We start from the raw sequence: 23,007 nt of genomic DNA, 5'->3' as shown, positions 1-23,007 counted from the left end.
GCCACGCGGGAGGTGTCCTTTCGACGGGAAACATTGCTACCTAAGTCCCTATCACTCTGGATCATGCGGTTATTCCCGAACCACCTCCGACAAGATCGCACCCAAACCTCTGGTTGCTCACACAACGACCTTGTTAGGATCATCAAATGAATCACGCCCGTGCCGAACGCGCCGCGCTCAGCGACCTGTTCGCCCAGCTCGGCCCGGATGCCCCTACGCTCTGCGAGGGCTGGACAACCTTCGACCTCGCCGCCCACCTCGTCCTGCGCGAGCGCCGCGCCGACGCGCTCGGAGGCATCCTCCTCAAGCCGCTGGCCGGATACACCGGCAGGGTGCAGGAGTCGCTGAAGACCAGAAAGGGCTACCCGGGCCTCGTCGAGCTCGTGCGTTCGGGTCCGTCCGGGCTCTACCGCCTTCCCGGCCTCGACCAGACCGTCAACACGGTGGAGTTCTTCATCCACCACGAGGACGTGCGGCGCGCACAGCGGGTCTGGGAGCCGCGCGAGCTGCCCGCCGACCTTGAGGAGAGGTTCTGGAAGCAGATCCGCGCCGGCATCCGGGTGTTCCTCCGCCGCTCCCCCGTCCGGGTGATCCTGCACCGCATCGGCGGAGGCGTCGCCATCGGCGGTTCCAAGGACGCCACGCAGCAGGTCGAGGTGACGGGCCGGGCCGGGGAACTGCTGCTGTTCTGCTTCGGCCGCCAGGCCCACGCCAAGGTCGACCTGAGCGGCGACGACGAGGCGGTGGCCAGGCTGATGGACGCCCCCCTGGGCGTCTGAGGGCTGTGCGCCCGGCCGGCTCGCTCACGGCCCGTGCGAGATCGTGACCGAGCCGGGACACGCACACGCCAGGCGTCGCGCGTTCGCCCCCCGGTCTCACCCTGGGCCCGGGGCGACCGGACACCAAGCCCCCTTGGTTTTACCGCACACCGGTATTCGCGATCCCGCCGCCCGCCCCTAGCCCTACCGGTATACCTGGCTGTGAGGATTGGACAGGAGCACCTCGGCCACCGCACGATGGCTGGTGTGACCTATGCCAAACTCGCGACCAGACCATGGTTTGCCCCTATGGGATGGGTATGATCATCAAAATCCGGGAGCCACCCGGGCCGCAGATGCCAAAGATCGATAAAATTCGGGTATATACGGCTGGGATTGGAACTGCCAGGAGGCCCCCATGCAGGTCAAGAAGGTCCTCACCTACCTCGGGGTAGCGTTCGTGGTCTTCTATCTGTTCACCAAGCCCGCCGAGGCGGCGGGCGCGGTCAACGGAGTCTTCGACGGGATCGTGAGGGGAGCAGACCAGTTGGCTCTGTTCGTGACACGAGTACTTAGCTGACCGACCGGCGGGAACCCCCGCCCCGAACCATGTCATCCGCGCTCCTGACCGATCCACGGGGGAGCGCCACACTCCCCCGACGCCAGACCGCCGCACCGTCCGCTTCGCCGATCCCGAGAGCGCATCACAAGGATCGCCGTAGGCCGCCACCCCCTGCCCGTGAGCCCCCCGACGAAACCCCACCCGCCGCCCAGAGCCGCGCGGCGAACGCCCTGACCCGATCATGGATGACCACGGGAAACATCACGGTACTCCCTTGATGATCTTTCCGGCACCTTGAGGGGAAGGTCCGTTTCTCGTACGGGGGGATCGTTCATGCGGGGCACGCGGGGTTTCTCCCTGGTCGGGTCGCTCATCGCCGGAGCCGTCACGTTCGGCCTACCGGCGACCTCACAGGTCACCTTCGCGACCCCTGCATCCGTCCAGGCACCGTCCCCCACCCCGTCACCGGCCTCCGCCCCGGCGTCCGGCTTCAAGGGCCCGGCAACGGTAGGGACGGCGGCCGGTGACGGGACCGAACGGCCCGTCGGGCAAGGCGCCGTTCCCCCGCCGCCCTCCGCCCACCCGTTCCTCGGCCACTTCGGCGCCCCCGTCGACCGGCCGCTGAAGGGCAGGATCACCCTGGCCAACCCGACCGGCGCGCCGCTCGGTTTCAGGGTGGCCGACCCCACCCTGCTGCCCACCGGGATCACGCTCGACGCCGACGGCCTGCTCGGCGGCGCCTCCCGGGTGCCCGGCATCTGGACGGTCCCGGTCGAGGCGTGCACTCCCTCCGGCGCCTGCGCCACCGGCGCGGTGACGATCACCATCACCTGCCGCTGCGCCCGCCCGCTCCCCTCAGCCCCGGCCCCGGCCTCTTTCCCTCCGGCTGCCCCCGCGACGCCGAACACCCTGTGGTAGCGGGGTTCCACCACATAACAACAGGTCAAAGACCGTTGGAACCCCCCGAACCGATCCGGGGGAAACACCAAGGTGCTTCCACTCTCCCCGGAGACGTGTTACGCAGAAAGCGTGGGAGATCATCACGACGCCGGCGGAGCCGACACGCTCGACTCCGCGACACGACGCGTCATCGAACGTGTCACCGAACGCGTCAACACCGACGGCATCAAACTGATCCGCTTCCTGTACGCCGACCACGGCGGCGTGATCAGGGGTAAGGCCACCTCCCACTCCCTGCTGGCCGAACGGCTCCGTACCGGCATCGGGCACACCGTCGCGATGATGGCGATGAACATGCTCGACGAACTCCAGGACGTCAAGGGGCTCGGCCCGGTCGGCGAGGTCCGTCTCGTCCCCGACCCGGCCACCTTCGTCCAGTTGCCCTACGCCCCCGGCTCGGCCGCCATGCTGTCGGACCTGCGCCAGATCGACGGCTCCCCCTGGCCCGCCTGCCCGCGCACCTTCCTGCGCGAGGCCGTGGCCGCCCTGGCCGACGAGGGCCGTGTCCTCGTCGCCGCCTTCGAACCCGAGTTCACCCTCGGCCGCCGCGAACCCGACCCCGAGGGCGGCCTGGACCGCCTGGTCCCCGCCGACGACAGCCTCTGCTACTCGACGACCGGCTTCAACCAGGCCCACGACTACGCGACGACTTTGGTCCACGCCCTGGAGAGCCAGGGCCTGCGGGTCGAGCACTACCACCCGGAACTGGGCCACGGCCAGCAGGAGCTGTCGATCCGCCACGCCTCCGCCCTGCACGCCGCCGACAACCACCTGATCTACCGCGAGACCGTCAGGGGCGTCGCCACCCGCATGTCGATGTGGGCCTCCCTCGCCCCCAAACCCCTTGCCGACCAGGCGGGCAACGGCACCCACCTGCACCTGTCCCTCTGGGACCCCGACCTGCGCACCAACATCTTCGCCGACCCCTCCGACCGGTACGGCCTGTCGGTCACGGCCTACCACTTCATCGGCGGCCTGATCGCCCACCTGCCCGCGCTCACCGCGCTGACCTGCGGCTCGGTGAACAGCTTCCGGCGTCTCACCCCGAGGGCATGGTCGAGCGCGTACGCCTGCTACGGAATGGACAACCGCGAGGCCGCGGTGCGCATCTGCTCCCCCACCGGCCGGGACGCCGCGGCGTCCACCAACCTGGAGCTGAAACCCTCCGACTCCTCGGCCAACCCCTACCTGTCGCTCGGCGCCGTCATCCACGCCGGCCTGGACGGCATCCGCCGCCGGCTCGACCCCGGTGCCCCCGTCGGCGTCGACCCCGCCACCCTCCCCGCCGGCCAGGTCCCCCGCCTTCCGGCCTCCCTGGACGAGGCCCTGGACGCCCTGGAGGCCGACGAACTCCTCATGCACGCCCTCGGCCCCCTGCGCGCCTCCGCCTACCTCGCCGTCAAACGCTCCGAGGCCCGCTCCTTCGCCGCCCACAACACCGCCTACGAACTGTTCCACCACTTCCGGGTCTTCTGACCGAAGGCCCGGATGCCGTCAGAGCGTCCCCTCGTGACCCGGCAGGACCAGGCCGAAGAAGTCCTGCGCCGTGTAGCCGCCGATTCGCCGCGCCTTGCCGGTTTCGACGTTCAGCGCGTAGGCGGCGACGGTCACATAGGGCGGATCGGTCGTCGTGGCCGGGGCGTCATCCGCCGCGGGAAGCCGTTTGCCCATGCACACCGGGTTGGGAATGGCGATGACGGTGATCTCCCTGGGGTTCAGCCAGGCGCGCAGGGAGACGTTGTGGGTCTTGGTGGGCAGGCCGCTCACCGTGACCTTCCGGCGCACCTTGCCGGTCCTCGCGTCCAGGTGTGCGAGGGCGCCCGTCAGGCACGGCTTGGAGTTACTGGTCATAAGGTTCTCCAGTCCGACGACCGTTTCGCCGTCGGGAGCCAGCGCGCCGAACTTGTAGGCCCGCGGGAGGGTGACCGCGGCCTGGTTTCCGGCCGTGGACGTCGTCCACAGGTGGGACATCATCTGCAGGCGGGACTTGGGCGAATACTCCGCCAGCATCACGGTGTCGCCGTCCTTGGAGATGCCGATGGGGTTCCCCCCGTTCGGCAGCGGCCGGGTCATCCGCTCGCGCATGTCGATCAGCATGGCCGGGTCCTTCAGGGGAGGACGCTTGGTGAACGCCAGGAAGCGGCCGTCGTCGGACATCAGGAGGTGGGAGACGGAGCCGAGCCACGCTGTGGGGATCTTGACGGGAGCCGCCAGCTCGTCGCCGCTGTCCAGCTCACGGACCTTGAAGGTGCTCTCCTTGACGGCGTAGTAGGCGATCCTGCGCCCGTCCTGGCTGATCGCCAGCGGGCTGCTGAAACCGGTCAGCGCGTCGGGAACGTGGTAGGTCCTCCCCGCGCGGGTGACCACCCGCCAGGCGCCGTCCCTGCAGTCCGGCGGGGCCACGCCTTCGGACGGGTTGCAGAAGGTCTTGTACGCGTGGCTCAGCGGGCCCACTCCCCGGTCCGGCAGATCGGCGACTCCGCCGGTCCCGGAGGAGTCCTGCCGTTCCGTGGGCAGCAGCCGCACCCCGGCCGTCGCGCCAAGCACGATGACGGTGACCGTGACGGCCGCGACGAGTGCGGTGACGGTCCGGCGCCTGCGGTCGTGGATTCTGATCGTCCGCTCGGCCAGATCCACCCTTGGGGAGTCTTCGGCGATGTCGTCGAGCACCTGCCGCAGCCAGGTCATCGGTGTGCCTCCTGAGTATCGGCCTGATCTTCCAGTTCGGAGAATTTGGGGGCCAGTTCCGGCGCCAGGACTCGTAAGCGGTTCAGTGCCTGATGGGCCTGGCTCTTGACCGTGCCGACCGAACAGCCCATCAGCTCGGCGGTCTCACGTTCGGTGCGGTCCTCGTAGAAACGCAGGACGATCACCGCACGCTGTTTCGGGGGCAGCCGCAGGAGCGCCTGGCGCACGACGATCCGGATGACCGTGGAGTCCTCGCTCGAATAGGCCACCTCGGGCGGGTCGGCCCGCGGAAGTTCGTTCCCGGTCCGGCGCCGCAGCCATGAGATGTACTGGTTCACCAGCGCTTTCCGCGCGTACGCCTCCGGCCTGTCAAGGCTCAGCACCTTCGACCAGCGCCTGATGATCTTGATCAGGACACTCTGCAGCAGGTCCTCGGCAAGATGCGCGTCTCCGGTGAGCAGGTACGCCGTGCGCATCAACGACTGCTGGTGAGCGTCCACGAATTCACGGAAGCTGTCATTGCGATCCAATGTTTCTCCTCCCGACTGGTACAAACGCCGGCGAGGAGCAAGAAGGTTGGGTGGCGGACCCGAATTAAACGACCTGCGCGAACGTGCGACCCAGGAGCCGGGAAACGCCGACGAACCACTACAGGGCCTTGGCCGCGCTCTCGATCGCGCGCCGGATGGGTTCGTACCCGGTGCACCGGCACAGGTTGGACGTGAGGAGTTCCCGCAGCCGCTCCGGATCCTCGACGATCGCGGGGTCGGACTCCAGCGCGGCGACGGCGAGCGAGAGCATTCTGCCCAGCGGACCCCACGCGACCTCGAAGGCCCGGTGCCGGACCAGCGCCCCTACCTGCAACCCGTCCTCGTCCACCCCGCAGGTGATCGAGGCCACAGACCCGGTTGATGTCCACCACCAGATCGGGCCAGCACCGCCGGTAGCGCATCTCCAGAATCAGGCTCTGCCCTCCAGCGAGTATCCGCACCCGCTCCCCGACCTCGGCGAGCGCGTCCACCGCCTCCTGTACGGCCTCCGGTGCGAGGTAGTCGAAAACGGCGGGCTTCACCTGAACCTCCCAAGGATGCCCCGGCCCCCAGGCCAGGGAGGAATCGGGAGCGGGAGGGGCGCCAAGGCCCAAGCGTGCCCTGACCGGCCAGTCATTTCGATCAGCTTCTTTCTGAGTCGTGTAGAGGAAACACGGAACGGCGAAGCATTGAATGCCATACTCAATGCATGCTGGTGACGGAGATGTTGAAGCTCGCCCCGAGTACTGAGCAGCGCGAGGCGCTGCTGGCGACGATGCGGGCATGCAACGCCGCCGCCAACCGTGCCGCCGGTGTGGCGTTCGAGCACCACACCGCCAACAAGATCGCCTTGCAGAAGCTGGTGTACGCCGACCTGCGAGCCGAGTTCGGCCTGTCGGCGCAGATGGCCATCCGGTCGATCGCCAAGGCATGTGAGGCGTACAAGCGCGACAAGAAGATCAAGCCAGTGTTTCGTGAATTGGGTGCGGTCGCCTACGACCAGCGGATTCTCACCTGGAAAGGCCGCGACGCGGTCAGCATCCTCACCCTCACCGGCCGCATCATTGTCCCCGTCGTCTATCAGGGTCGCTGGTTGAAGACCAGCGGGGCCACCGCGCGGGGACAGGCCGATCTCGTCTACCGCGACGGCATGTTCTTCCTCGCCACCGTGATCGACGTTCCCGAAGCACCGCGGGGTGACGAGCCGGACGAGTGGCTGGGTGTGGATCTCGGCATCGTCAACCTGGCCACCGACTCCACCGGCGAAACACACACCGGCAAGGGCGTACGGGCTGTGCGGCGGCGCAACGCCCGCCTGCGGGCACGCCTGCAAGCCAAGGGCACCAAGTCCGCCAAGCGACTCCTGAAGAAACGCAAGCGCACCGAGTTCCGGTTCGCCCGGAACGTCAACCACGTGATCAGCAAGCAGCTGGTCGGCAAAGCCAAAGACACCCAGACCGGGATCGCCTTGGAAGACCTCGAAGGCATCCGCGACCGGGTAACGGTTCGTAAGGCTCAGCGTGCCGACCACCACTCGTGGGCGTTCTACCAGCTCCGCACGTTCGTGACCTACAAGGCCGCCATCGCAGGCGTGCCCGTGCGTCTGGTCGACCCTCGCAACACCTCCCGCACCTGCCACCGGTGCGGGCACTGCGACAAACGCAACCGTCCCAACCGGAACGACTTCAAGTGCCTCGGCTGCGGGTTCGCTGGCCCCGCCGACCACAACGCTGCGATCAACATCGGTCGCAGGGCAGTGAGTCACGCTGCCGACGACGCGGCCTGAACCGTGCACCCCATGCACGGTGAGGAGCTGCAAGCTCGGTCCCCCAGGGCCGAGAAGCTGACAACCCCTCCCCCACCGTCGAACCCCATCGTCGAACCCGCCCTGGAAGCACGGGCCGCCCGCCACACCACGTCCGGGGTGAGCGGCATCCGCAGCAGGTCTGGATCGGTGACCCCCAACGCGTCGGCGACCGCGTTGACAATGGCCGCGGGAGTGCCGATGCACCCCGACTCCCCGGCTCCCTTGGCTCCCAGCGGCGTCCACGGCGTCGGAGTGCTGGTCTCCCGTACCTCCATCGGCGGCATCTCGGCGAACGTCGGCAGCAGGTAGTCCAGCAGACCGTAGGGCAGCAGCGGCACCCCGGCCTCGTCGTAGGGCACCCCCTCGTACAGCGCCTGCCCGGTCCCCTGCGCGATCGACCCCCTGGCCTGCCCCGCGACCGCCGACGGATTGAGCATCACCCCGCAGTCGTCCACCGCGACCAGCCGGAGCACCCGTACGGTGCCCAGGCCCGGGTCGACCTCGACGACGGCGGCGTGGGTGCCGAACGGAAACGCCATACCCGACTCGAACCGCTCGTCCACCCGCAACGACCCGGTGACCCGCACCAGCTCGCCGAGGTCCAGCGCGACCGCGTCGTCCGTGCGGGAGCTCAGCGTGCCGCCGGACCAGACCACCTCCCCGACCGGCAGCCGCCACAGCCGCGCGGCCCGCTCCCGCGCCAGGTCGATCAGCGCGGTGGCCGCGCGGTGCAGGGCCGGGCCGCCCACCTGTGCCGAGCGGCTGGCGTACGAGCCGATCCCGTCGGCCAGTTCGTCGGTGTCTCCTTCCACGAACCGGACCCGCGAGGAGTCCAGGCCGAGGGTGGCGGCCACCAGCGAGGAGAAGGTCGTCTCGTGGCTCTGCCCGCTGGAGGCGGTGCCGCACCTGGCGATCACCGTGCCGTCCGGGCACGCCTCGACGCCGCCGAACTCGTGCAGGCCCCCCTCCTCACCTCCGGATCGTTCGACGTAGCAGGAGAGCCCGATGCCCAGGGGCAGGGCGGTCGCAGAGGCCCGGCGCCGGGCCTGCTCGGCCCGCCACCCGTCGTAGTCGAGGGTCTTCAGCGCCAGATCCAGCGCCCCGGCGTAGTTCCCGCTGTCGTAGCGCCTGCCGGTGGGCGTCTCGTACGGGAAACGCTCGGGTGGGATGAAGTTGCGTCGCCGTAGTTCCGCCGGGTCCATGCCCAGCCGATCGGCCAGCACGTCCATCGACCTCTCCAGCGCGAACGCCGCCTCCGGCCGCCCGGCGCCGCGATAGGGGTAGGTCGGCATGGTGGTGGTCAGCACCGAACGAACCGTGGCGTGCACCAGGGGCGTGGTGTAGGCGCCGGTGGCCATCCGGGCGGTCTGCATCGGCAGCCCCGCCCCGATGTGCGGATAGGCCCCCACGTCGGCGTCGATCCTCAGCTCGTACGCGAGCAGCAGCCCCTCGGCGTCGGCGGCCAGCCGGACCCGCTGGTCCTGCCCCCGGCCCCGGGTGGCGGCCAGCAGCGACTCGGCGCGGTCCTCGATCCACCGGATCGGCGCCCCCAGCGTCACCGCCAGAAAGGCGACCGTGAGGTACTCGGGAAAGGTGGCGCTCTTCGACCCGAACGCACCGCCGCTGTCGGGTGTCACCACCTTGATCCGCTCAACGGGCAGGCCCAGTGCCCCGGCCAACTCCCGCCGGAGCCGGTACGGCGCCTGATGGGAGCACCACACGGTCAGCCGGTCCTCCTCGGGGACCGCGAGAAACGCCCGGCACTCCATCGGCGACGGCAGCAACTGCTGGCGGTAACGCGCCTCCACCACGACCGCCGCCCGCCCCCAGACGGCCTCGTCGATCGGCACACCGACCGACCGTTCCAGCACCACGTTGTCCAGGCCCTCGAACAACGGAACAGAGCCGTCCAGGGCCTCGGCCACCGACACCGCGGGCGGAAGCGGATCCGTCCGCACGACGACCTCGGCCACCCCGTCCTCGGCCCGGTATCGGTCCTCCCCGACCACCACCGCGACCGCCTCACCCGCGTACCGCACCCGGTCGACAGCCAGCGACGGCCACACCCGCCCCGCCACCACCTCCGCCAAGGACATCCCGGCGAGAGCCGTCAGGGGAACCGGCGGCAACCCCGGAAGATCGGCAGCCGCCCAGGCCCCCCGCACCCCGGGAACCCGACGAGCCGGAGCGCAGTCCACCTCGCGCAACCGGCCGTGTGCCACAGAACTCCGTACGAACGCCGCGTCCAGGCATCCCGGCACCGCGATGTCGGCGACGTAGCGGCCATGACCGGTGAGCAGCCGCGCGTCTTCCCGCCTAGCCCAGCCATGTGCCACGACGTCCTCCCCCCCGGATTCGGCCCGGCAATTCTAACTCACATAATGCCCATAAAACTTATATATTACTTTGACCAAAAGCCCGCTGGAATCAGACCCACAGCACAAATCTCCCCAAAAATCCACTATACCCACGCCAAGATAACCACTCACTCCAAACGAGGAATCATCCCCGGATCTCACAAATCAATAAAATGAATGAAGAGGGCACGACCACCTCAAGCTTCAGCGAAGCCAGGGAGCAGCCCAGCCCCTGCCCCCCTCCTCCCAGCAGCACCGCAACTCCTCCCAGCAGCACCACAACCACGCCCCCAACCCCAACCAGCCCCACCAGCCCCAAAGAAGAAGCCCAGCCCTGCACTCCTCCCCACAGCAGCAGTTCGACCACAGCGCCCACCCCTCAACCGGCCCCAAAGAAGAAGCCCAGCCCTGAGCTCCTTCCCGCAGCAGCGCTTCAGCTACGGCGCCCGCCCCTCAACCCACCCCAGACGAAGGCTTCAGCATCAGGACGCACCCTGAGCGGCCGGAAACAAAGCGACTACGGCCCGCACCCCATACGAACAACACCAAGTGCGCGGAGGTGGGCCGGTGTTCCGGGCGGCGTATAAGAAAGCGCAACCCCAGGCGCCCGAGCAGGCCGGAGGCCTGAAGAACCAGACCCCCACCACGACGGCCGCCCGGAACACCGGCCCACCGCAGCGCGAACCACGCTGACCGGCAGGACGAAACAGACGCGCCCACTCGCCGCACGAGGAACGAGGAACGAGGAACGAGGAACGAGGAACGAGGAACGAGGAACGAGGAACGAGGAACGAGGAACGACGTCAGCGAACGGGATACCCCGCCCCCCGCAAAGCGTCCTTCACATCACCGATCTTGAGCTGCCCGAAGTGGAACACCGACGCCGCCAGCACGGCGTCCGCCCCCGCCTCCACCGCCGGAGGGAAATCGGCGACAGAACCCGCACCACCACTGGCGATCACCGGAACCGACACCACGGCCCGTACCGCCCGGATCATCTCCAGGTCGTAGCCGTCCCGGGTCCCGTCGCCGTCCATCGAGTTGAGCAGGATCTCCCCCGCCCCCAGTTCGGCACCCCGCCGGGCCCACTCCACCGCGTCGATCCCGGTCCCCCGGCGACCACCGTGCGTGGTCACCTCGAAACCGGACGGCGTCGGCGGCCCGTCGACGACCCGGCGGGCGTCCACCGAGAGCACGATGCACTGCGCCCCGTACCGCTGCGCGGCCTCGGTCAGAAGCTCGGGCCTGGCGATCGCCGCGGTGTTCAGCCCCACCTTGTCCGCGCCCGCCCGCAGCAGCCTGTCGACATCCTCGACCGAGCGCACTCCCCCGCCCACGGTCAGCGGGATGAACACCTGCTCGGCCGTCCGGCTGACCACGTCGTACATCGTCGACCGGTCGGAGCTGGAGGCCGTGATGTCGAGGAACGTCAGCTCGTCGGCCCCCTCCGCGTCATAGCGGCGGGCCAGCTCGACCGGGTCTCCGGCATCGCGCAGGTTCTCGAAGTTGACGCCCTTGACCACCCGCCCGGCGTCCACGTCCAGGCAGGGAATCACTCGTACCGCGACACTCATCGACGACTCCTCACGAACGGACGGCGGCAAGGGCGTCTTCGAGGGTGAAGGCCTGCGCGTACAGCGCCTTGCCCACGATGGCCCCCTCGACACCGATCGGGACCAGCGAGGCCAGCGCGCGCAGGTCCTCCAGGGACGAGACCCCACCGCTGGCGACCACCGGTTTGTCAGTACGGGAGCAGACCTCGCGGAGCAGGTCCAGGTTGGGGCCGCGCAGCGTGCCGTCCTTCGTGACGTCGGTGACGACGTAGCGGGAGCAGCCGTCCTTCTCCAGCCGGGCCAGCACCTCCCACAGGTCACCGCCCTCCTGGGTCCAGCCCCGGGCGGCCAGGGTGGTCCCCCGGACGTCGAGGCCGATCGCGACCCGGTCACCGTACTCAGAGATGATCTTGGAGCACCAGGCGGGGTTCTCCAGCGCCGCGGTACCGATGTTCACCCTGCGGCAGCCGGTGGCCAGCGCGAGCTCCAGGGAGACGTCGTCACGAATGCCCCCGGACAGCTCCACCTTCACATCCAGCGCGCCGACCACCGTGGCGAGCAACTCGCGGTTGCTGCCCCGGCCGAAGGCCGCGTCGAGGTCGACCAGGTGGATCCACTCGGCACCGGCCTCCTGCCAGGCGAGCGCCGCGGACAGGGGGTCGCCGTACGACGTCTCGGTGCCGGCCGCGCCCTGGACCAGGCGGACCGCCTGACCGTCGGCGACGTCCACGGCGGGGAGCAGCTCAAGCGACATCTGTTCAAGACCTCCGGTCGAAGACAAGGGTGAGAAAAAGCGGAACGAACAGCAAGGAAAGCACGAGCACGCCGAACCGCGCCGCCCACGAGGACCACAGCAGCCAGACGATCACCTGCACGATCAGGAACAGCACCGCCGCGACGCCGTTCTGCGCCCGGCGGCGGCGGGCCTTGATGCCGCCCTGGGAGACGATCCGGACGGGCCTGCCCGGCAGCAACGCGGTCACCTTGCCGATGCGCTCGCGCCGCCGCGCCAGCCGCGCCTCCCGTGCTGCGCGCAGCGCGGCCAAGCGCGCCTGCTCGGCCTCCCGCTCGGCCCTGCGCCTGGCCCGTTCCTTACTCATCAAAGGCCCATCAAGAACTCACCCGACGGTCCCGAGCCAGTTGGTGAGCAACTGGGCTCCGGCGTCGCCCGACTTCTCCGGATGGAACTGGGTGGCCATCAGCGGGCCGTTCTCCACCGCCGCGACGAACGGCACCCCGTGCTCGGCCCAGGTGAGCAGCGGGTCGGCGAACCCGGGCCCCGCCTGGAGCTTCCAGGTCCGCACGCCGTACGAGTGCACGAAGTAGAAGCGGGTATCCGCGTCGAGCCCGGCGAACAGCACGGTCTCGGCGGGCGCCTTGACCGTGTTCCAGCCCATGTGCGGCAGGACCGGCGCCTCCAGGGACTCCACCGTGCCCGGCCACTCCCCGCAGCCCTCGGTCGTGACGCCGTGCTCGACGCCCGCCTCGAAGAGGATCTGCATGCCGACGCAGATGCCCAGCACCGGCCGCCCGGCCGACAGGCGCCTCGCGATGATCCGCTCACCCCGCACCGCGCGCAGCCCGGCCATGCACGCGGCGAACGCCCCCACGCCGGGGACGACGAGCCCGTCGGCCTCCATCGCCGCCTCGTAGTCGGCGGTCACCGTGACCTCCGCGCCGACCCGGGCCAGCGCGCGCTCCGCCGAACGGAGGTTGCCCGAGCCGTAGTCGAGAACGGTTACCTTCTTCACCACCAGAGCACCGCCGCCGTGGTCGCCAGGGCCGCGAGGGCGGCGAGCAGCACCGCGCCCTTCTTCAGACCCTGTTTGAGGAATGAGACGATCCCGCCCACGAAGAAGAGCGCGACGAACGCCATCACGATGGCCGACCAGTTGTCGCTCACCGTCTCCGCCCCCTCCGGCCGGGAGAAATCACAGCACGCCCTTCGTGCTCGGCACCCCGGTGGCGCGCGGGTCACGCTCGGATGCCGCCCGCAGCGCCCTGGCCAGGGCCTTGAACTGCGCCTCCACGATGTGGTGGGCGTTGCGGCCGTAGGGGACGCGCACGTGCAGGCAGATGGCGGCCTGGGCGACGAACGACTCCAGGATGTGCCTGGTCATCGTCGTGTCGTACTCCGGGCCGATCATCGGAGCCATGCCCTCGGGCTCGCTGTGCACCAGGTACGGCCGCCCCGACAGGTCGACCGTGACCTCCGCCAGCGACTCGTCCAGCGGGCAGGAGGCACTGCCGAACCTCCGCAGGCCCGACTTGTCACCCAGAGCCTCACGGAACGCGGCGCCCAGCGCGAGCGAGGTGTCCTCGATCGTGTGATGAGCGTCGATGTGCAGGTCACCCTCGGTCTTCACGACCAGGTCGAACAGCCCGTGCTTGCCGAGCTGGTTCAGCATGTGGTCAAAGAACCCGACACCGGTGGACACCTCGACGTTCCCGGTGCCGTCGAGGTCGACCTCGACCAGCACCGAGGTCTCCTTGGTGACGCGCTCGACGCGACCGCGACGCGGTGCGGCCTCGCCGCCGGCAGTGATGCTCACAGGATCTCCTCCAGGGCGGCGCGGAAGGCCGCCATCTCCTCTGTCGTTCCGATGGACACTCTCAGCCACCCGGGCGGTCCCACCTCACGGATCAGCACCCCGCGGTCCAGCAGGCCCTGCCACACCGCGCGCCGGTCCGGAAACAGCCCGAACAACACGAAGTTGGCGTCCGAGTCGGCGACCTTCAGCCCCCGGGCGCGCAACCAGTCCACGACGGCGTCGCGCTCGGCCCGCAACTCGTCGACGGCGCCGAGCAACTCGGCGCGGTGGGCGAGCGCGACGCGCGCCGCCGTCTGGGTGAGCGTGGACAGGTGGTACGGCAGGCGGACCAGCAGCAACGCCTCGACCACCGCCGGGTGGGCGGCCAGGTAACCGAGCCGGGTGCCGGCCATGGCGAACGCCTTGGACATCGTCCGCGTGACGATCAGCCGGGGATTGTCCGGCAGCAGGGTCAGCGCCGACGGGGTGCCGGTACGGGCGAACTCGAAGTAGGCCTCGTCCACCACCACCATGCCCGGCGCCGCCTCGACGATCCGGGCGATCACCTCCGGGTCCAAGGCGGTGCCGGTCGGGTTGTTGGGCGAGGTCAGGAAGACGACGTCGGGCCGGTGCTCCTCGATCGCGGCGACCGCCTTGCCCGGGTCGATCCCGAAGTCGTCCTCACGGGCCCCGGAGATCCACTCGGTCGAGGCCCCGGTGGTGATGATCGGATGCATCGAGTAGGACGGCTCGAAACCCATCGCGGCGCGGCCGTGGCCGCCGAAGGCCTGCAGGATCTGCTGGAGCACCTCGTTGGAGCCGTTGGCGGCCCAGACCTGCTCCACGGCGAGGCCGTGACCGAGGTACCCGGCCAGCTCCCGGCGCAGGTCGAGCGCGTCGCGGTCGGGGTAGCGGTTGAGGTCGGCGGTGACGCCCCGTACGGCCTCCGCCAGCTCGGCGACCAGCGAGTCCGAGGGCCCGTAGGGGTTCTCGTTGGTGTTGAGCCTGACCGGGACGTCGATCTGGGGGGCACCGTACGGCGTGCGCCCCCGGAGATCGTCTCGGATCGGCAGGTCTTCGAGCTTCACGACGGGATCTCCACCTCGAACCGGAAAGGGAAGGGCACTCACGAGGGCACCTCCCAGGCGAACCGCGCCCTGATCGCCGCACCGTGCGCCGGCAGGTCCTCGGTGTCGGCCAGCACGCACACGTGGGCGGCGGCACCGGCCAGGGCCTCGCGGCTGTAGTCGACGACGTGCACGCCGCGCAGGAACGTCTGCACCGACAGCCCCGACGAGTGGCAGGCGCAGCCGCCGGTGGGCAGCACGTGGTTGGAACCGGCCATGTAGTCGCCCAGCGAGACCGGCGCGTACGCCCCGACGAAGATCGCCCCGGCGTTGCGGACCCGGGCGGCCAGCGCGGACGCCTCCGCGGCGTGGATCTCCAGGTGCTCGGCGGCGTAGGCGTCGACGACGCGCAGCCCCGCCTCCATGTCGTCGACCAGCAGGATGCCGGACTGGCGCCCGGAGAGCGCCTCGGTGATCCGCTCGGTGTGCTTGGTGGCGGCTACCTGCCGGGGCAGCTCCCGCTCGACGGCCTCGGCCAGCTCCTCCGAGTCGGTGACGAGCACGGCGGCGGCGATCGTGTCGTGCTCGGCCTGGCTGATCAGGTCGGCGGCGACGTGCACCGGGTTGGCCGTGGAGTCGGCGAGGATCGCGATCTCGGTCGGACCCGCCTCGGAGTCGATGCCGATACGGCCCTTGAGCAGGCGCTTGGCCGCGGCGACCCAGATGTTGCCAGGGCCGGTGACCATGGTGACCGGCGGGCACTCCTCGGTGCCGTAGGCGAACATCGCCACCGCCTGGGCGCCGCCGACCGCGTAGACCTCGTCCACGCCGAGCAGCGCGCACGCCGCCAGGATGGCCGGGTGCGGCAGGCCGTCGAATTCGCGCTGCGCGGGCGAGGAGACCGCCAGGGAGGCCACCCCCGCCTCCTGGGCGGGGACGACGTTCATGACCACGCTGGAGGGGTAGACCGCCCGGCCGCCGGGGACGTACAGCCCCACGCGGTCGACGGGCACCCAGCGCTCGGTGACGGTGCCGCCCGGCACGACCTGGGTGGTGACATCGGTGCGCCGCTGGTCATGGTGGACGAGGCGGGCGCGGCGGATCGACTCCTCCAGGGCCGCCCTGACCTTCGGGTCGAGCCTCTCCAGCGCCGCGGAGATCGCCTCGGCCGACACCCGGGTGGACTCCAGCTCGACGCCGTCGAACCTGGCGGTCAGCTCCCGCACCGCGGCGACCCCACGATGATGCACGTCGTCGCAGATGGGCCGCACCTTCTCCAGGGCGGCCTCGACGTCGAGGTCGGCGCGGGGCAGCACGTCGCGAAGATCCTCGGGAAGAGGTCCTCGCAGATCGGTACGCGAAATCACCCGTTCAGTCTACGGAGGTCCGCCACCCGGTATCGTCGCGTCCATTATCCGGACAGTGCCTTTACTATGTAGATTTTAACCAGCCGCTACGCTTTCCCCGTGAGCAAGAGCAAGAGCAAGGGCGGCCAGGGAACCCCCGCGACCGTGGCCCTGACCCAGGCGGGAGCCGACTTCACCCTGCACCCCTACCAGCACGACGCGAACGCGCAGGCCTACGGCGAGGAGGCGGCCGACGCCCTCGGCGTGCCGTACGGGCAGATCTTCAAGACCCTGGTGGCCGAGGTGGAGGGCGGGCTGGCCGTCGCGGTGGTGCCGGTGGCGGGCAAACTCGATCTCAAGGCGTTCGCGGCGGCGCTGAGGAGCAAGCGGGCCGCGATGGCCGACGCGGCCAAGGTGGAGCGGGTGACCGGCTACGTGGTCGGCGGCATCAGCCCGCTGGGACAGCGCAAGCGCCTGCCGACCGTGATCGACGCCTCCGCGCTGGACTTTCCGACGATCTACTTCTCCGCCGGCCGGCGCGGGCTGCAGATCGAGACCTCCCCCTCGGAGCTGGTACGCCTCACCGGGGCCGTCACCGCGCCCATCGGCAAGAGCGGCTAGCGGAGGGATTCCGGCCCAGGGAGAGCCGGCGAAACCCCGGCCCGCCGCACAGGATGGGCCGGAGGTCCCCGGGCCGTCCTGTCGAAGGAGAGCCGACGAAACCCCGGCCCGCCGCACAGGATGGGCCGGAGGTCCCCGGGCCGTCCTGTCGAAGGAGAGCCGGCGAAACCCCGGCCCGCCGCACAGGATGGGCCGGAGGTCCCCGGGCCGTCCTGTCGAAGGAGAGCCGACGAAACCCCGGCCCGCCGCACAGGATGGGCCGGAGGTCCCCGGGCCGTCCTGTCGAAGGTTGCCGAGGCGGCACACGACGGCGTTCGGCCAGACTCGTCTGCGACAGGCCGTACCGATCGGGGGACAGATGCACTACCTGACCGCTACCGAGATGCTCGAACTGCTGCGCACCAGGCAGGTCAGCGCGGTCGAGCTGCTCGAGGCGCACCTGCGGCGGATCGAGGAGGTCAACCCGGAGGTCAACGCGATCGTCACGCTGACCGCCGAGCGCGCCAGGCGAGAGGCGGAGGAGGCCGACCGGGACCTGGCCCGCGGCCACTGGCGGGGACCGCTGCACGGGCTGCCGGTCGCGCACAAGGACCTGGCCGACACCGCGGGGATCCGCACCACGTACGGCTCGCCGCTCTTCGCCGACCACGTCCCCGACACCGACGCGCCGATCGTGCGGCGGATGCGCGAGGCCGGGGCGATCACGGTCGGCAAGACCAACACCCCGGAGTTCGGCACCGGCTCGCACACCGTGAACGAGATCTTCGGCGCCACCCGCAATCCCTACGACCTGACCAGGTCGGCCGGGGGCAGCAGCGGCGGGGCCGCCGCCGCGCTGGCCACCGGCATGGTGGCACTGGCCGACGGCTCCGACATGGGCGGCTCGCTGCGCAACCCCGCCTCCTTCTGCAACGTGGCGGGGCTGCGGCCCACCCCCGGGCGGGTGCCGGCGCCGTCGGCCGTCGCGGCCTGGTTCACCCTCGGCGTGCCGGGGCCGATGGCCCGTACCGCCGGGGACCTGGCGCTGCTGATGAGCGCGATCGCCGGGTTCGACGCCTCCTCCCCCCTGTCGATCGCCGAGAGCGGCACCGTCTTCGCCGGGCCGCTGGAGCTGGAGGCGACCGGGCTGCGCGTGGCCTGGAGCCCGGACCTGGGCGGGCTGCCCGTCGACGCGGAGACCGCCAAGGTCACCGCGGACGCCCCGGCCGCGCTCGCGGAGCTGGGCGCGCGGGTGGAGCGGGTGGAGCTGGACCTGTCGGACGCCGAGGACGCCTTCCGGATCTACCGGGCGTGGTACTACGCGCTCTGCTACGGCGACCTGCCGCAGGAGCGCCTGGGGGCGAACGTGCGCTGGAACGTCGAGCGGGGCCGCGAGGTGACCGGGGCCGACCTGGCCCGCGCCGAGCGGCTGCGCAGCGGGCTCTACCGGCGGATGGAGGCCTTCTTCGGCACCTACGACTTCCTGATCGCCCCGGTCAGCCAGGTGCCGCCGTTCCCGGTGGACGCCCCGTACGTCTCGGAGATCAACGGGCAGGCGCTGCCCGACTACCTGGCGTGGATGCGCTCGGCCTACTGGATCAGCGTGCTGCACGCCCCGGCGGCGTCGGTACCGTGCGGGTTCACCTCGGACGGGCTGCCGGTGGGCGTGCAGATCATCGGGCGCCCCTTCGCCGACATGGCGGTGCTCCGGCTGGCCCACGCCTTCGAGCGCGCCACCGGCTACGGCGCGCGCAGGCCGCCCCGCTGACCGCGACCGCCGCGCCTACCGGCCGTCGATGTCATGCGACGGCAACGGCCCGTAGGGGTCGTCCCCGCCGAACGGATGGCGCAGCGGCGAGTCGCGGTAGCCCGCGACGCCCTCCAGGACGAAGAAGGCGCCGGCGGCCAGCGTCGGCCACGCGTACAGCACGCCCCTGGCGGTCAGCGCCAGCGGCCCCGGGACCAGCGGCACGGAGCTTCCCGCGGAGCTCCCCGAGGCGGCGACGCTCACCGCGCCGAGGTTGGCCGCCTCGCCGACCAGCAGCGCGAGGTGCGCGCCGAGCAGGCCGCCCGCGGCCAGGCCCACCACCACCGGCAGCGGGCGCCCCCCGCGCGACACGCCGTAGCCGATGACCCCGCAGACCAGCCCGAGCACGCCCGTGATGACGGCGAACCAGCCGTCGGCGGCGATCAGCGCCTGCGTGGAGGGATCGGCCAGCAGCGGCCCCTTGCCCGTCACGACGTACGGGGGTCGCGGCGCGGCCAGCGACCACAGGATCCCGGCGACGACTCCGGCCAGGGCGAGCACCAGCACGGTGATCACGAAGTCACGCACAGCGCGCACCACGGCCCCCTCACCCTCTGTGCAGATGTGCCCGATGTTACCCATCCGCCCGCCTGGCGCCACCCGGGGTTCCCGCCGAGTCCCGTTACGCTTACGGGGTGAACGAAGAGGCATGGTTGATCGAACCCTCCGGGCCGCTCCGCGGTGACGTCGAGGTCCGCGGTTCCAAGAACGGCGTCTCCAAGCACATGGTCGCCGCGATGCTGGGCACCGGTGAGAGCACGATCCAGAACGCCCCGGACGTGGGTGAGGTGGGGATCACCGCGCAGATGCTGAGGGCGCTCGGCATCGACGTGGAGATCAGCTCCGGGGAGATCACCGTCTCTCCCGGGAAGCAGATCAACCCGCACGTCCCGGCGGCGTTCACCGGCCTCAACCGGATCCCGATCCTGATGCTGGGCCCGCTGCTGCACCTGGCGGGCGAGGCGTTCGTGCCGCTGGTCGGCGGCGACCCGATCGGCCGCCGGCCCGTCGACTTCCACGTCGAGGCGCTGCGCGCGATGGGCGCCGAGGTCGAGGTGAGCGACACCGGCGTGTACGCCAAGGCCAAACGGCTGCGCGGCACCCGGCTCGAACTGCCCTACCCCAGCGTCGGCGCCACCGAGACGATCCTGATGTCCGCGGTGCTGGCCGAGGGCAAGACCGTGCTGAAGGGCGCGGCGATGGAGCCCGAGGTGGTGGAGCTCGCCCTGTTCCTGCAGCGCATGGGCGCGCGCATAGAGCTGAGCCCGGACCGGCGCATCGTGATCGAGGGGGTGGAGCACCTGCACGGCGCCTCCACCTGGCTCAACGGCGACCGCATCGAGGCGTTCTCCTACCTGGCGGCCGGTCTGATCACCGGCGGCCAGGTACGGGTGCACGGCTGCCCGCAGGACCGGCTGGTCACCGCGATCACCACCCTGGCCAGGATGGGCGCCGAGGTCGACATCACCGACGACTACCTGTCGGCGTCGGCGCCGCACGGATTGCGGGCCGCGGCGGTGCAGACCGACACGCACCCGGGGTTCATGACCGACTGGCAGACGCCCCTGATGGTGCTGTTCACCCAGGCCCAGGGCATGTCGGTGCTGCACGAGACCGTGTTCGAGAACCGCCTGGTCTACGTGCCCGCACTGCAGAAGATGGGCTGCGAGATCGAGGTGTTCGACGTCTGCCTGGGCGGCCCGGCCTGCCGCTACCACGACACCAACGCCAAGCACTCGGCGGTCGTACGCGGCGTGTCCAGGCTGAGCGGCGCCGACGTGACGCTGCCCGACATCCGGGCCGGGTTCTCCGCCGTGCTGGCCGCGGCCGCCGCGGAGGGCGTCTCCACGCTGCGCGGGGTGCACCACATCGAGCGGGGCTACCACCGGCCGTTCGAGCAGTTCGCCTCTCTCGGACTGAAGATCAGTCGAGAAAAGGTGCAGGACGGGTAAGGATTGGCAACCGGGTGTTTATGGGTGATCATCCGGTTGCACGTTACCTTGTGTGACATCGCACCCAGAGGTGAGACGCGGACCCGGCGCGTGCCTGCGCGTCCTGGCGGCCTGCGGGGTGCTCGGCGGGCTGCTGGCCGCCCTGGCCGCGCTGCCGCTGGTCGGCACGGTGGGGGTCACCGTCAACAACGTCACGAGAACCCTGACGGACCTGCCGCCGAGCCCTCGGGAGAACCCGCTCGCCCAGCGCACCGTGCTCCTGGACAGGAACGGCAAGCGGTTCGCCCAGTTCTACACGGAGAACCGGACCGTCGTACGGCTCGACCAGGTCGCCCCCGTCATGCGTGAGGCGATCGTGGCGATCGAGGACTCGCGCTTCTACGAGCACGCGGGCCTGGACATCAAGGGCACCCTGCGCGCCCTGGTGACCAACACCAGGGCGGGCGGGGTGCGCCAGGGCGGCTCCTCGCTCACCCAGCAGCTGGTGAAGAACATCCTGGTCGAGAACTCCGAGACCGAGACCGAGCGCGCCCAGGCCCGCGCGCCCAGCATCCAGCGCAAGATCACCGAGCTGCGGTACGCGCTGGCGATGGAGAAGAAGTACACCAAGGCCGAGATCCTGGAGCGCTACCTCAACATCGCCTACTTCGGCGCGGGGGCCTTCGGGGTGGAGGCCGCCGCCCAGCGGTTCTTCTCGGTCGCGGCCTCCCGGCTGACCCTGGCGCAGGCGGCGACACTGGCCGGCGCGGTCCGCACCCCGTACGTCACGGACCCGTCGCTGGACGCGGCGCGCAGGAAGAAACTGCGAGAGCGCAGGGACATCGTCCTGGAGCGGATGGCCCAGCTGTCGTACGTCCCCCGGCCCCAGGCGGAGGCCGCCATGAGACGGCCGCTGAACCTCCGGCTGCAGCCGCAGCCCGGCGGCTGCGACGGGAGCGTCTACCCCTACTTCTGCCTGTACGTGCACAGGGAGCTGCTGACCAACCCGGTCTTCGGCCACACCCGCGCGGAGCGGGAGCGTCGCCTGGCCAGGGGCGGACTGGTGCTCCGCACCACCCTGGCGCCGAGGGCCCAGCGGGCCGCGGAACGCGCCATCGCCGCGCGCGTCGGCACCAAGGACACCGAGGTCGCCGCCGAGGCCATGATCCAGCCTGGCACCGGGCGGATCCGGGCCATGGCGGCGAGCAAGAAGTACGGTCTCAACAGTGGCAACAAGAACAACGGCCCTCGCACCACCTACAACCTGGTCGCCGACACCGCGCACGGAGGCGGCCAGGGATTCCAGGCGGGGTCGACGTTCAAGGTGTTCACCCTGGCGACCGCGCTCAGCCAGGGCTGGCGGTTCGACCAGGGGTTCATGACACCCGGCAGCTTCGTGCCCGACAGCGGTTTCAAGGACTGCCGGGGCCGCAAGGTCAACGACCCCGGCGCGGAGATCTTCAACGCGAGCGGCGAGGGTAAGGGCGGCCCGCAGAGCCTGTCCACCGGCACCTGGAAGTCGGTGAACATCTTCTACATGATGCTGGAGCAGCAGGTGGGCCTGTGCCCGGTCGTCAGGACCGCCAAGGCGATGGGCATCGCCCGCGCCGACGGCGCCCCGCTGCGGGAGGTGCCGACCTTCACCCTGGGGGTGAACGAGATGGACCCGGTGACCGTGGCGGCGGCGTTCGCCGCGTTCGGGGCGCGGGGCCGCTACTGCCGCCCGCTGTCCATCGTCGAGATCGTCGAGCGGAACGGCAGGCACTTCCGCGTCCCGCCCAGCTGCGCGCAGGCGATCGAGCGCGACGTGGCCGACGCGGTCAACTACCTGCTGTCCGGGGTGTTCACCAAGGGCACCATGACCGGTCAGAGCATCGGCCGACCTGCGGCGGGCAAGACCGGCACCAACAACGGCTACACGTCGGCCTGGTTCGCCGGCTACACCCCCGATCTGGCCGCGGCGGTCAGCGTGGGCGACATCCGCGGCTCCTACCGCTACCCGCTGCTCGACGTCGAGATCGGCGGCGAGTACTACGGAGCGGTCCAGGGGGCCTCCCTGCCAGGGCCGATCTGGGTGTCGTCCATGTCCGCCGCCCTGCGGGACGTCTCACCGCGTTCCTTCCACCATCCGGACATGGGCCGTTTCGGCGGCGGGTTCACCCCGGGCCTGAAGGAGGCCGAGGAGGCCGAGAAGGCCAAGCGCCGTGACGGCGAGCGTCGCGGCGAGCGGCGCGGCGAGGAGGCCCACGCGGACGGGCCCCGCCGGGCTCGCGACTTTCCCCGGAACCGCGGTTTCCACCGGGCCCGCGGTTTCCACCGGGCCGCGGGTCCGGGAGTTCACGATGGCGGAGGAGGAGGCGGCCTGCCGCCCGGCAACGCGTGGTAGGCCAGGCCCAGGTCGTCCGGCGGCCGCCGGCTGGCCGTTGAGCGGCTGGACGGGCGTCCAGCCGGTGGCACGCTCGACGCCCTCACGGGCGAGCTTCACGACGAACCCGTGGCCGCCGAGCTTC

Annotated in this window: 23 protein-coding genes and 2 pseudogenes; 9 read left to right on the top strand and 16 right to left on the bottom strand. The window is 70.4% G+C overall.

The genetic code is table 11. From position 1 onward, the window contains the following. Positions 1-146 precede the first annotated feature (146 nt). The 4 genes from ABT130_RS35745 (at position 147) to ABT130_RS35730 (ending at position 3,756) form a co-directional block, all read left to right on the top strand. Positions 147-779 carry a TIGR03085 family metal-binding protein gene (locus ABT130_RS35745; protein WP_350922838.1) on the top strand — a complete coding sequence of 211 codons (633 nt, stop codon included), beginning with the start codon at positions 147-149 and terminating at the stop codon, positions 777-779. A gap of 397 nt (positions 780-1,176) precedes the next feature. After that, positions 1,177-1,338, top strand: a complete 162-nt coding sequence (locus tag ABT130_RS35740; RefSeq protein ID WP_169750203.1) for a hypothetical protein — start codon at positions 1,177-1,179, stop codon at positions 1,336-1,338. 315 nt (positions 1,339-1,653) lie between these two features. After that, complete coding sequence (locus ABT130_RS35735) at positions 1,654-2,238, top strand: hypothetical protein (RefSeq protein WP_350963142.1); 585 nt, start codon at positions 1,654-1,656, stop codon at positions 2,236-2,238. Between the two features lie 111 nt (positions 2,239-2,349). Next, the gene (locus tag ABT130_RS35730; RefSeq protein WP_350922842.1) at positions 2,350-3,756 is read left to right on the top strand and encodes a glutamine synthetase family protein; all 1,407 of its coding nucleotides are present in this window, start codon (positions 2,350-2,352) and stop codon (positions 3,754-3,756) included. An 18-nt stretch (positions 3,757-3,774) separates the two neighbouring features. Here ABT130_RS35730 and ABT130_RS35725 read toward each other — a convergent pair whose 3' ends face one another. From ABT130_RS35725 to ABT130_RS35710, 4 genes and pseudogenes are all read right to left on the bottom strand, one after another. Then, a complete protein-coding gene (locus tag ABT130_RS35725; protein ID WP_350963140.1) occupies positions 3,775-4,968 on the bottom strand; it encodes a hypothetical protein in 1,194 nt (397 codons plus the stop codon). Continuing rightward, entirely contained in the window at positions 4,965-5,498 is a 534-nt protein-coding gene (locus tag ABT130_RS35720; RefSeq protein ID WP_350922847.1) for a SigE family RNA polymerase sigma factor, read from the bottom strand. Before ABT130_RS35720 ends, ABT130_RS35725 begins: the two co-directional genes overlap by 4 nt. A 118-nt stretch (positions 5,499-5,616) precedes the next feature. Continuing rightward, on the bottom strand, positions 5,617-5,868 hold the full coding sequence (locus tag ABT130_RS35715; RefSeq protein ID WP_350963138.1) for a 2Fe-2S iron-sulfur cluster-binding protein: 252 nt from the start codon (positions 5,866-5,868) through the stop codon (positions 5,617-5,619). 37 nt (positions 5,869-5,905) lie between these two features. After that, a pseudogene (locus tag ABT130_RS35710) lies at positions 5,906-6,283 on the bottom strand (hypothetical protein); the annotation flags it as partial. On the opposite strand from ABT130_RS35710, the gene ABT130_RS35705 reads away from it, so the two are divergent. Further along, entirely contained in the window at positions 6,208-7,284 is a 1,077-nt protein-coding gene (locus tag ABT130_RS35705; RefSeq protein ID WP_350963136.1) for an RNA-guided endonuclease InsQ/TnpB family protein, read from the top strand. The pseudogene ABT130_RS35710 and the gene ABT130_RS35705 sit on opposite strands and share 76 nt — an antisense overlap. On the opposite strand, the gene ABT130_RS35700 is transcribed toward ABT130_RS35705, so the two are convergent. From ABT130_RS35700 to hisD, 10 genes are all read right to left on the bottom strand, one after another. Beyond that, entirely contained in the window at positions 7,260-9,641 is a 2,382-nt protein-coding gene (locus ABT130_RS35700) for a xanthine dehydrogenase family protein molybdopterin-binding subunit (RefSeq protein ID WP_350963133.1), read from the bottom strand. The genes ABT130_RS35705 and ABT130_RS35700 overlap by 25 nt on opposite strands. Before the next feature lie 166 nt (positions 9,642-9,807). Then, positions 9,808-10,029, bottom strand: coding sequence for a hypothetical protein (locus ABT130_RS35695; RefSeq protein WP_350963130.1), 222 nt, complete (start codon positions 10,027-10,029; stop codon positions 9,808-9,810). A gap of 436 nt (positions 10,030-10,465) precedes the next feature. Further along, complete coding sequence (gene hisF, locus ABT130_RS35690; protein ID WP_350922857.1) at positions 10,466-11,236, bottom strand: imidazole glycerol phosphate synthase subunit HisF; 771 nt, start codon at positions 11,234-11,236, stop codon at positions 10,466-10,468. 10 nt (positions 11,237-11,246) lie between these two features. Further along, positions 11,247-11,969, bottom strand: coding sequence for a bifunctional 1-(5-phosphoribosyl)-5-((5-phosphoribosylamino)methylideneamino)imidazole-4-carboxamide isomerase/phosphoribosylanthranilate isomerase PriA (gene priA / locus ABT130_RS35685; protein WP_343968650.1), 723 nt, complete (start codon positions 11,967-11,969; stop codon positions 11,247-11,249). Positions 11,970-11,973: 4 nt separating this feature from the next. Next, positions 11,974-12,315, bottom strand: a complete 342-nt coding sequence (locus ABT130_RS35680) for a hypothetical protein (protein ID WP_350922859.1) — start codon at positions 12,313-12,315, stop codon at positions 11,974-11,976. An 18-nt stretch (positions 12,316-12,333) separates the two neighbouring features. Next, positions 12,334-12,969 carry an imidazole glycerol phosphate synthase subunit HisH gene (gene hisH / locus ABT130_RS35675; protein ID WP_350922862.1) on the bottom strand — a complete coding sequence of 212 codons (636 nt, stop codon included), beginning with the start codon at positions 12,967-12,969 and terminating at the stop codon, positions 12,334-12,336. Next, a complete protein-coding gene (locus ABT130_RS35670) occupies positions 12,963-13,118 on the bottom strand; it encodes a CG2302 family histidine operon protein (RefSeq protein ID WP_350963128.1) in 156 nt (51 codons plus the stop codon). The genes hisH and ABT130_RS35670 overlap by 7 nt, the downstream gene beginning before the upstream one ends. Before the next feature lie 28 nt (positions 13,119-13,146). After that, entirely contained in the window at positions 13,147-13,767 is a 621-nt protein-coding gene (hisB, locus tag ABT130_RS35665) for an imidazoleglycerol-phosphate dehydratase HisB (RefSeq protein ID WP_350922866.1), read from the bottom strand. After that, a complete protein-coding gene (locus ABT130_RS35660) occupies positions 13,764-14,834 on the bottom strand; it encodes a histidinol-phosphate transaminase (RefSeq protein ID WP_350922869.1) in 1,071 nt (356 codons plus the stop codon). Before ABT130_RS35660 ends, hisB begins: the two co-directional genes overlap by 4 nt. A 38-nt stretch (positions 14,835-14,872) precedes the next feature. Beyond that, on the bottom strand, positions 14,873-16,180 hold the full coding sequence (gene hisD / locus ABT130_RS35655; RefSeq protein ID WP_350963125.1) for a histidinol dehydrogenase: 1,308 nt from the start codon (positions 16,178-16,180) through the stop codon (positions 14,873-14,875). A 99-nt stretch (positions 16,181-16,279) separates the two neighbouring features. On the opposite strand from hisD, the gene ybaK reads away from it, so the two are divergent. Both ybaK and ABT130_RS35645 read left to right on the top strand, forming a co-directional pair. Beyond that, a complete protein-coding gene (ybaK, locus tag ABT130_RS35650; RefSeq protein WP_350922873.1) occupies positions 16,280-16,780 on the top strand; it encodes a Cys-tRNA(Pro) deacylase in 501 nt (166 codons plus the stop codon). A gap of 358 nt (positions 16,781-17,138) precedes the next feature. Beyond that, positions 17,139-18,527, top strand: coding sequence for an amidase (locus ABT130_RS35645; RefSeq protein ID WP_350963123.1), 1,389 nt, complete (start codon positions 17,139-17,141; stop codon positions 18,525-18,527). Positions 18,528-18,542: 15 nt separating this feature from the next. Here ABT130_RS35645 and ABT130_RS35640 read toward each other — a convergent pair whose 3' ends face one another. After that, positions 18,543-19,103: a hypothetical protein gene (locus ABT130_RS35640; protein WP_350963120.1), complete on the bottom strand. Its 561-nt coding sequence runs from the start codon at positions 19,101-19,103 to the stop codon at positions 18,543-18,545. Positions 19,104-19,201: 98 nt separating this feature from the next. Here ABT130_RS35640 and murA point away from each other — a divergent pair, with 98 nt between their 5' ends. Beyond that, positions 19,202-20,518 carry a UDP-N-acetylglucosamine 1-carboxyvinyltransferase gene (gene murA, locus ABT130_RS35635; RefSeq protein ID WP_350922880.1) on the top strand — a complete coding sequence of 439 codons (1,317 nt, stop codon included), beginning with the start codon at positions 19,202-19,204 and terminating at the stop codon, positions 20,516-20,518. A gap of 52 nt (positions 20,519-20,570) precedes the next feature. Then, positions 20,571-22,883 (top strand): transglycosylase domain-containing protein, encoded by a 2,313-nt coding sequence (locus tag ABT130_RS35630; protein ID WP_350963117.1) that lies wholly within the window; start codon positions 20,571-20,573, stop codon positions 22,881-22,883. Positions 22,884-22,913: 30 nt separating this feature from the next. Here the strand turns inward: ABT130_RS35630 and ABT130_RS35625 are convergent. Beyond that, positions 22,914-23,007: pseudogene (locus tag ABT130_RS35625) on the bottom strand (glycosyltransferase family 2 protein); the annotation flags it as partial.

Origin of the sequence: Streptosporangium sp. NPDC001681, from assembly GCF_040298085.1 — a bacterium.
Lineage (GTDB): Bacteria > Actinomycetota > Actinomycetes > Streptosporangiales > Streptosporangiaceae > Streptosporangium.
This window is presented reverse-complemented; position numbering and strand designations above follow the sequence as displayed.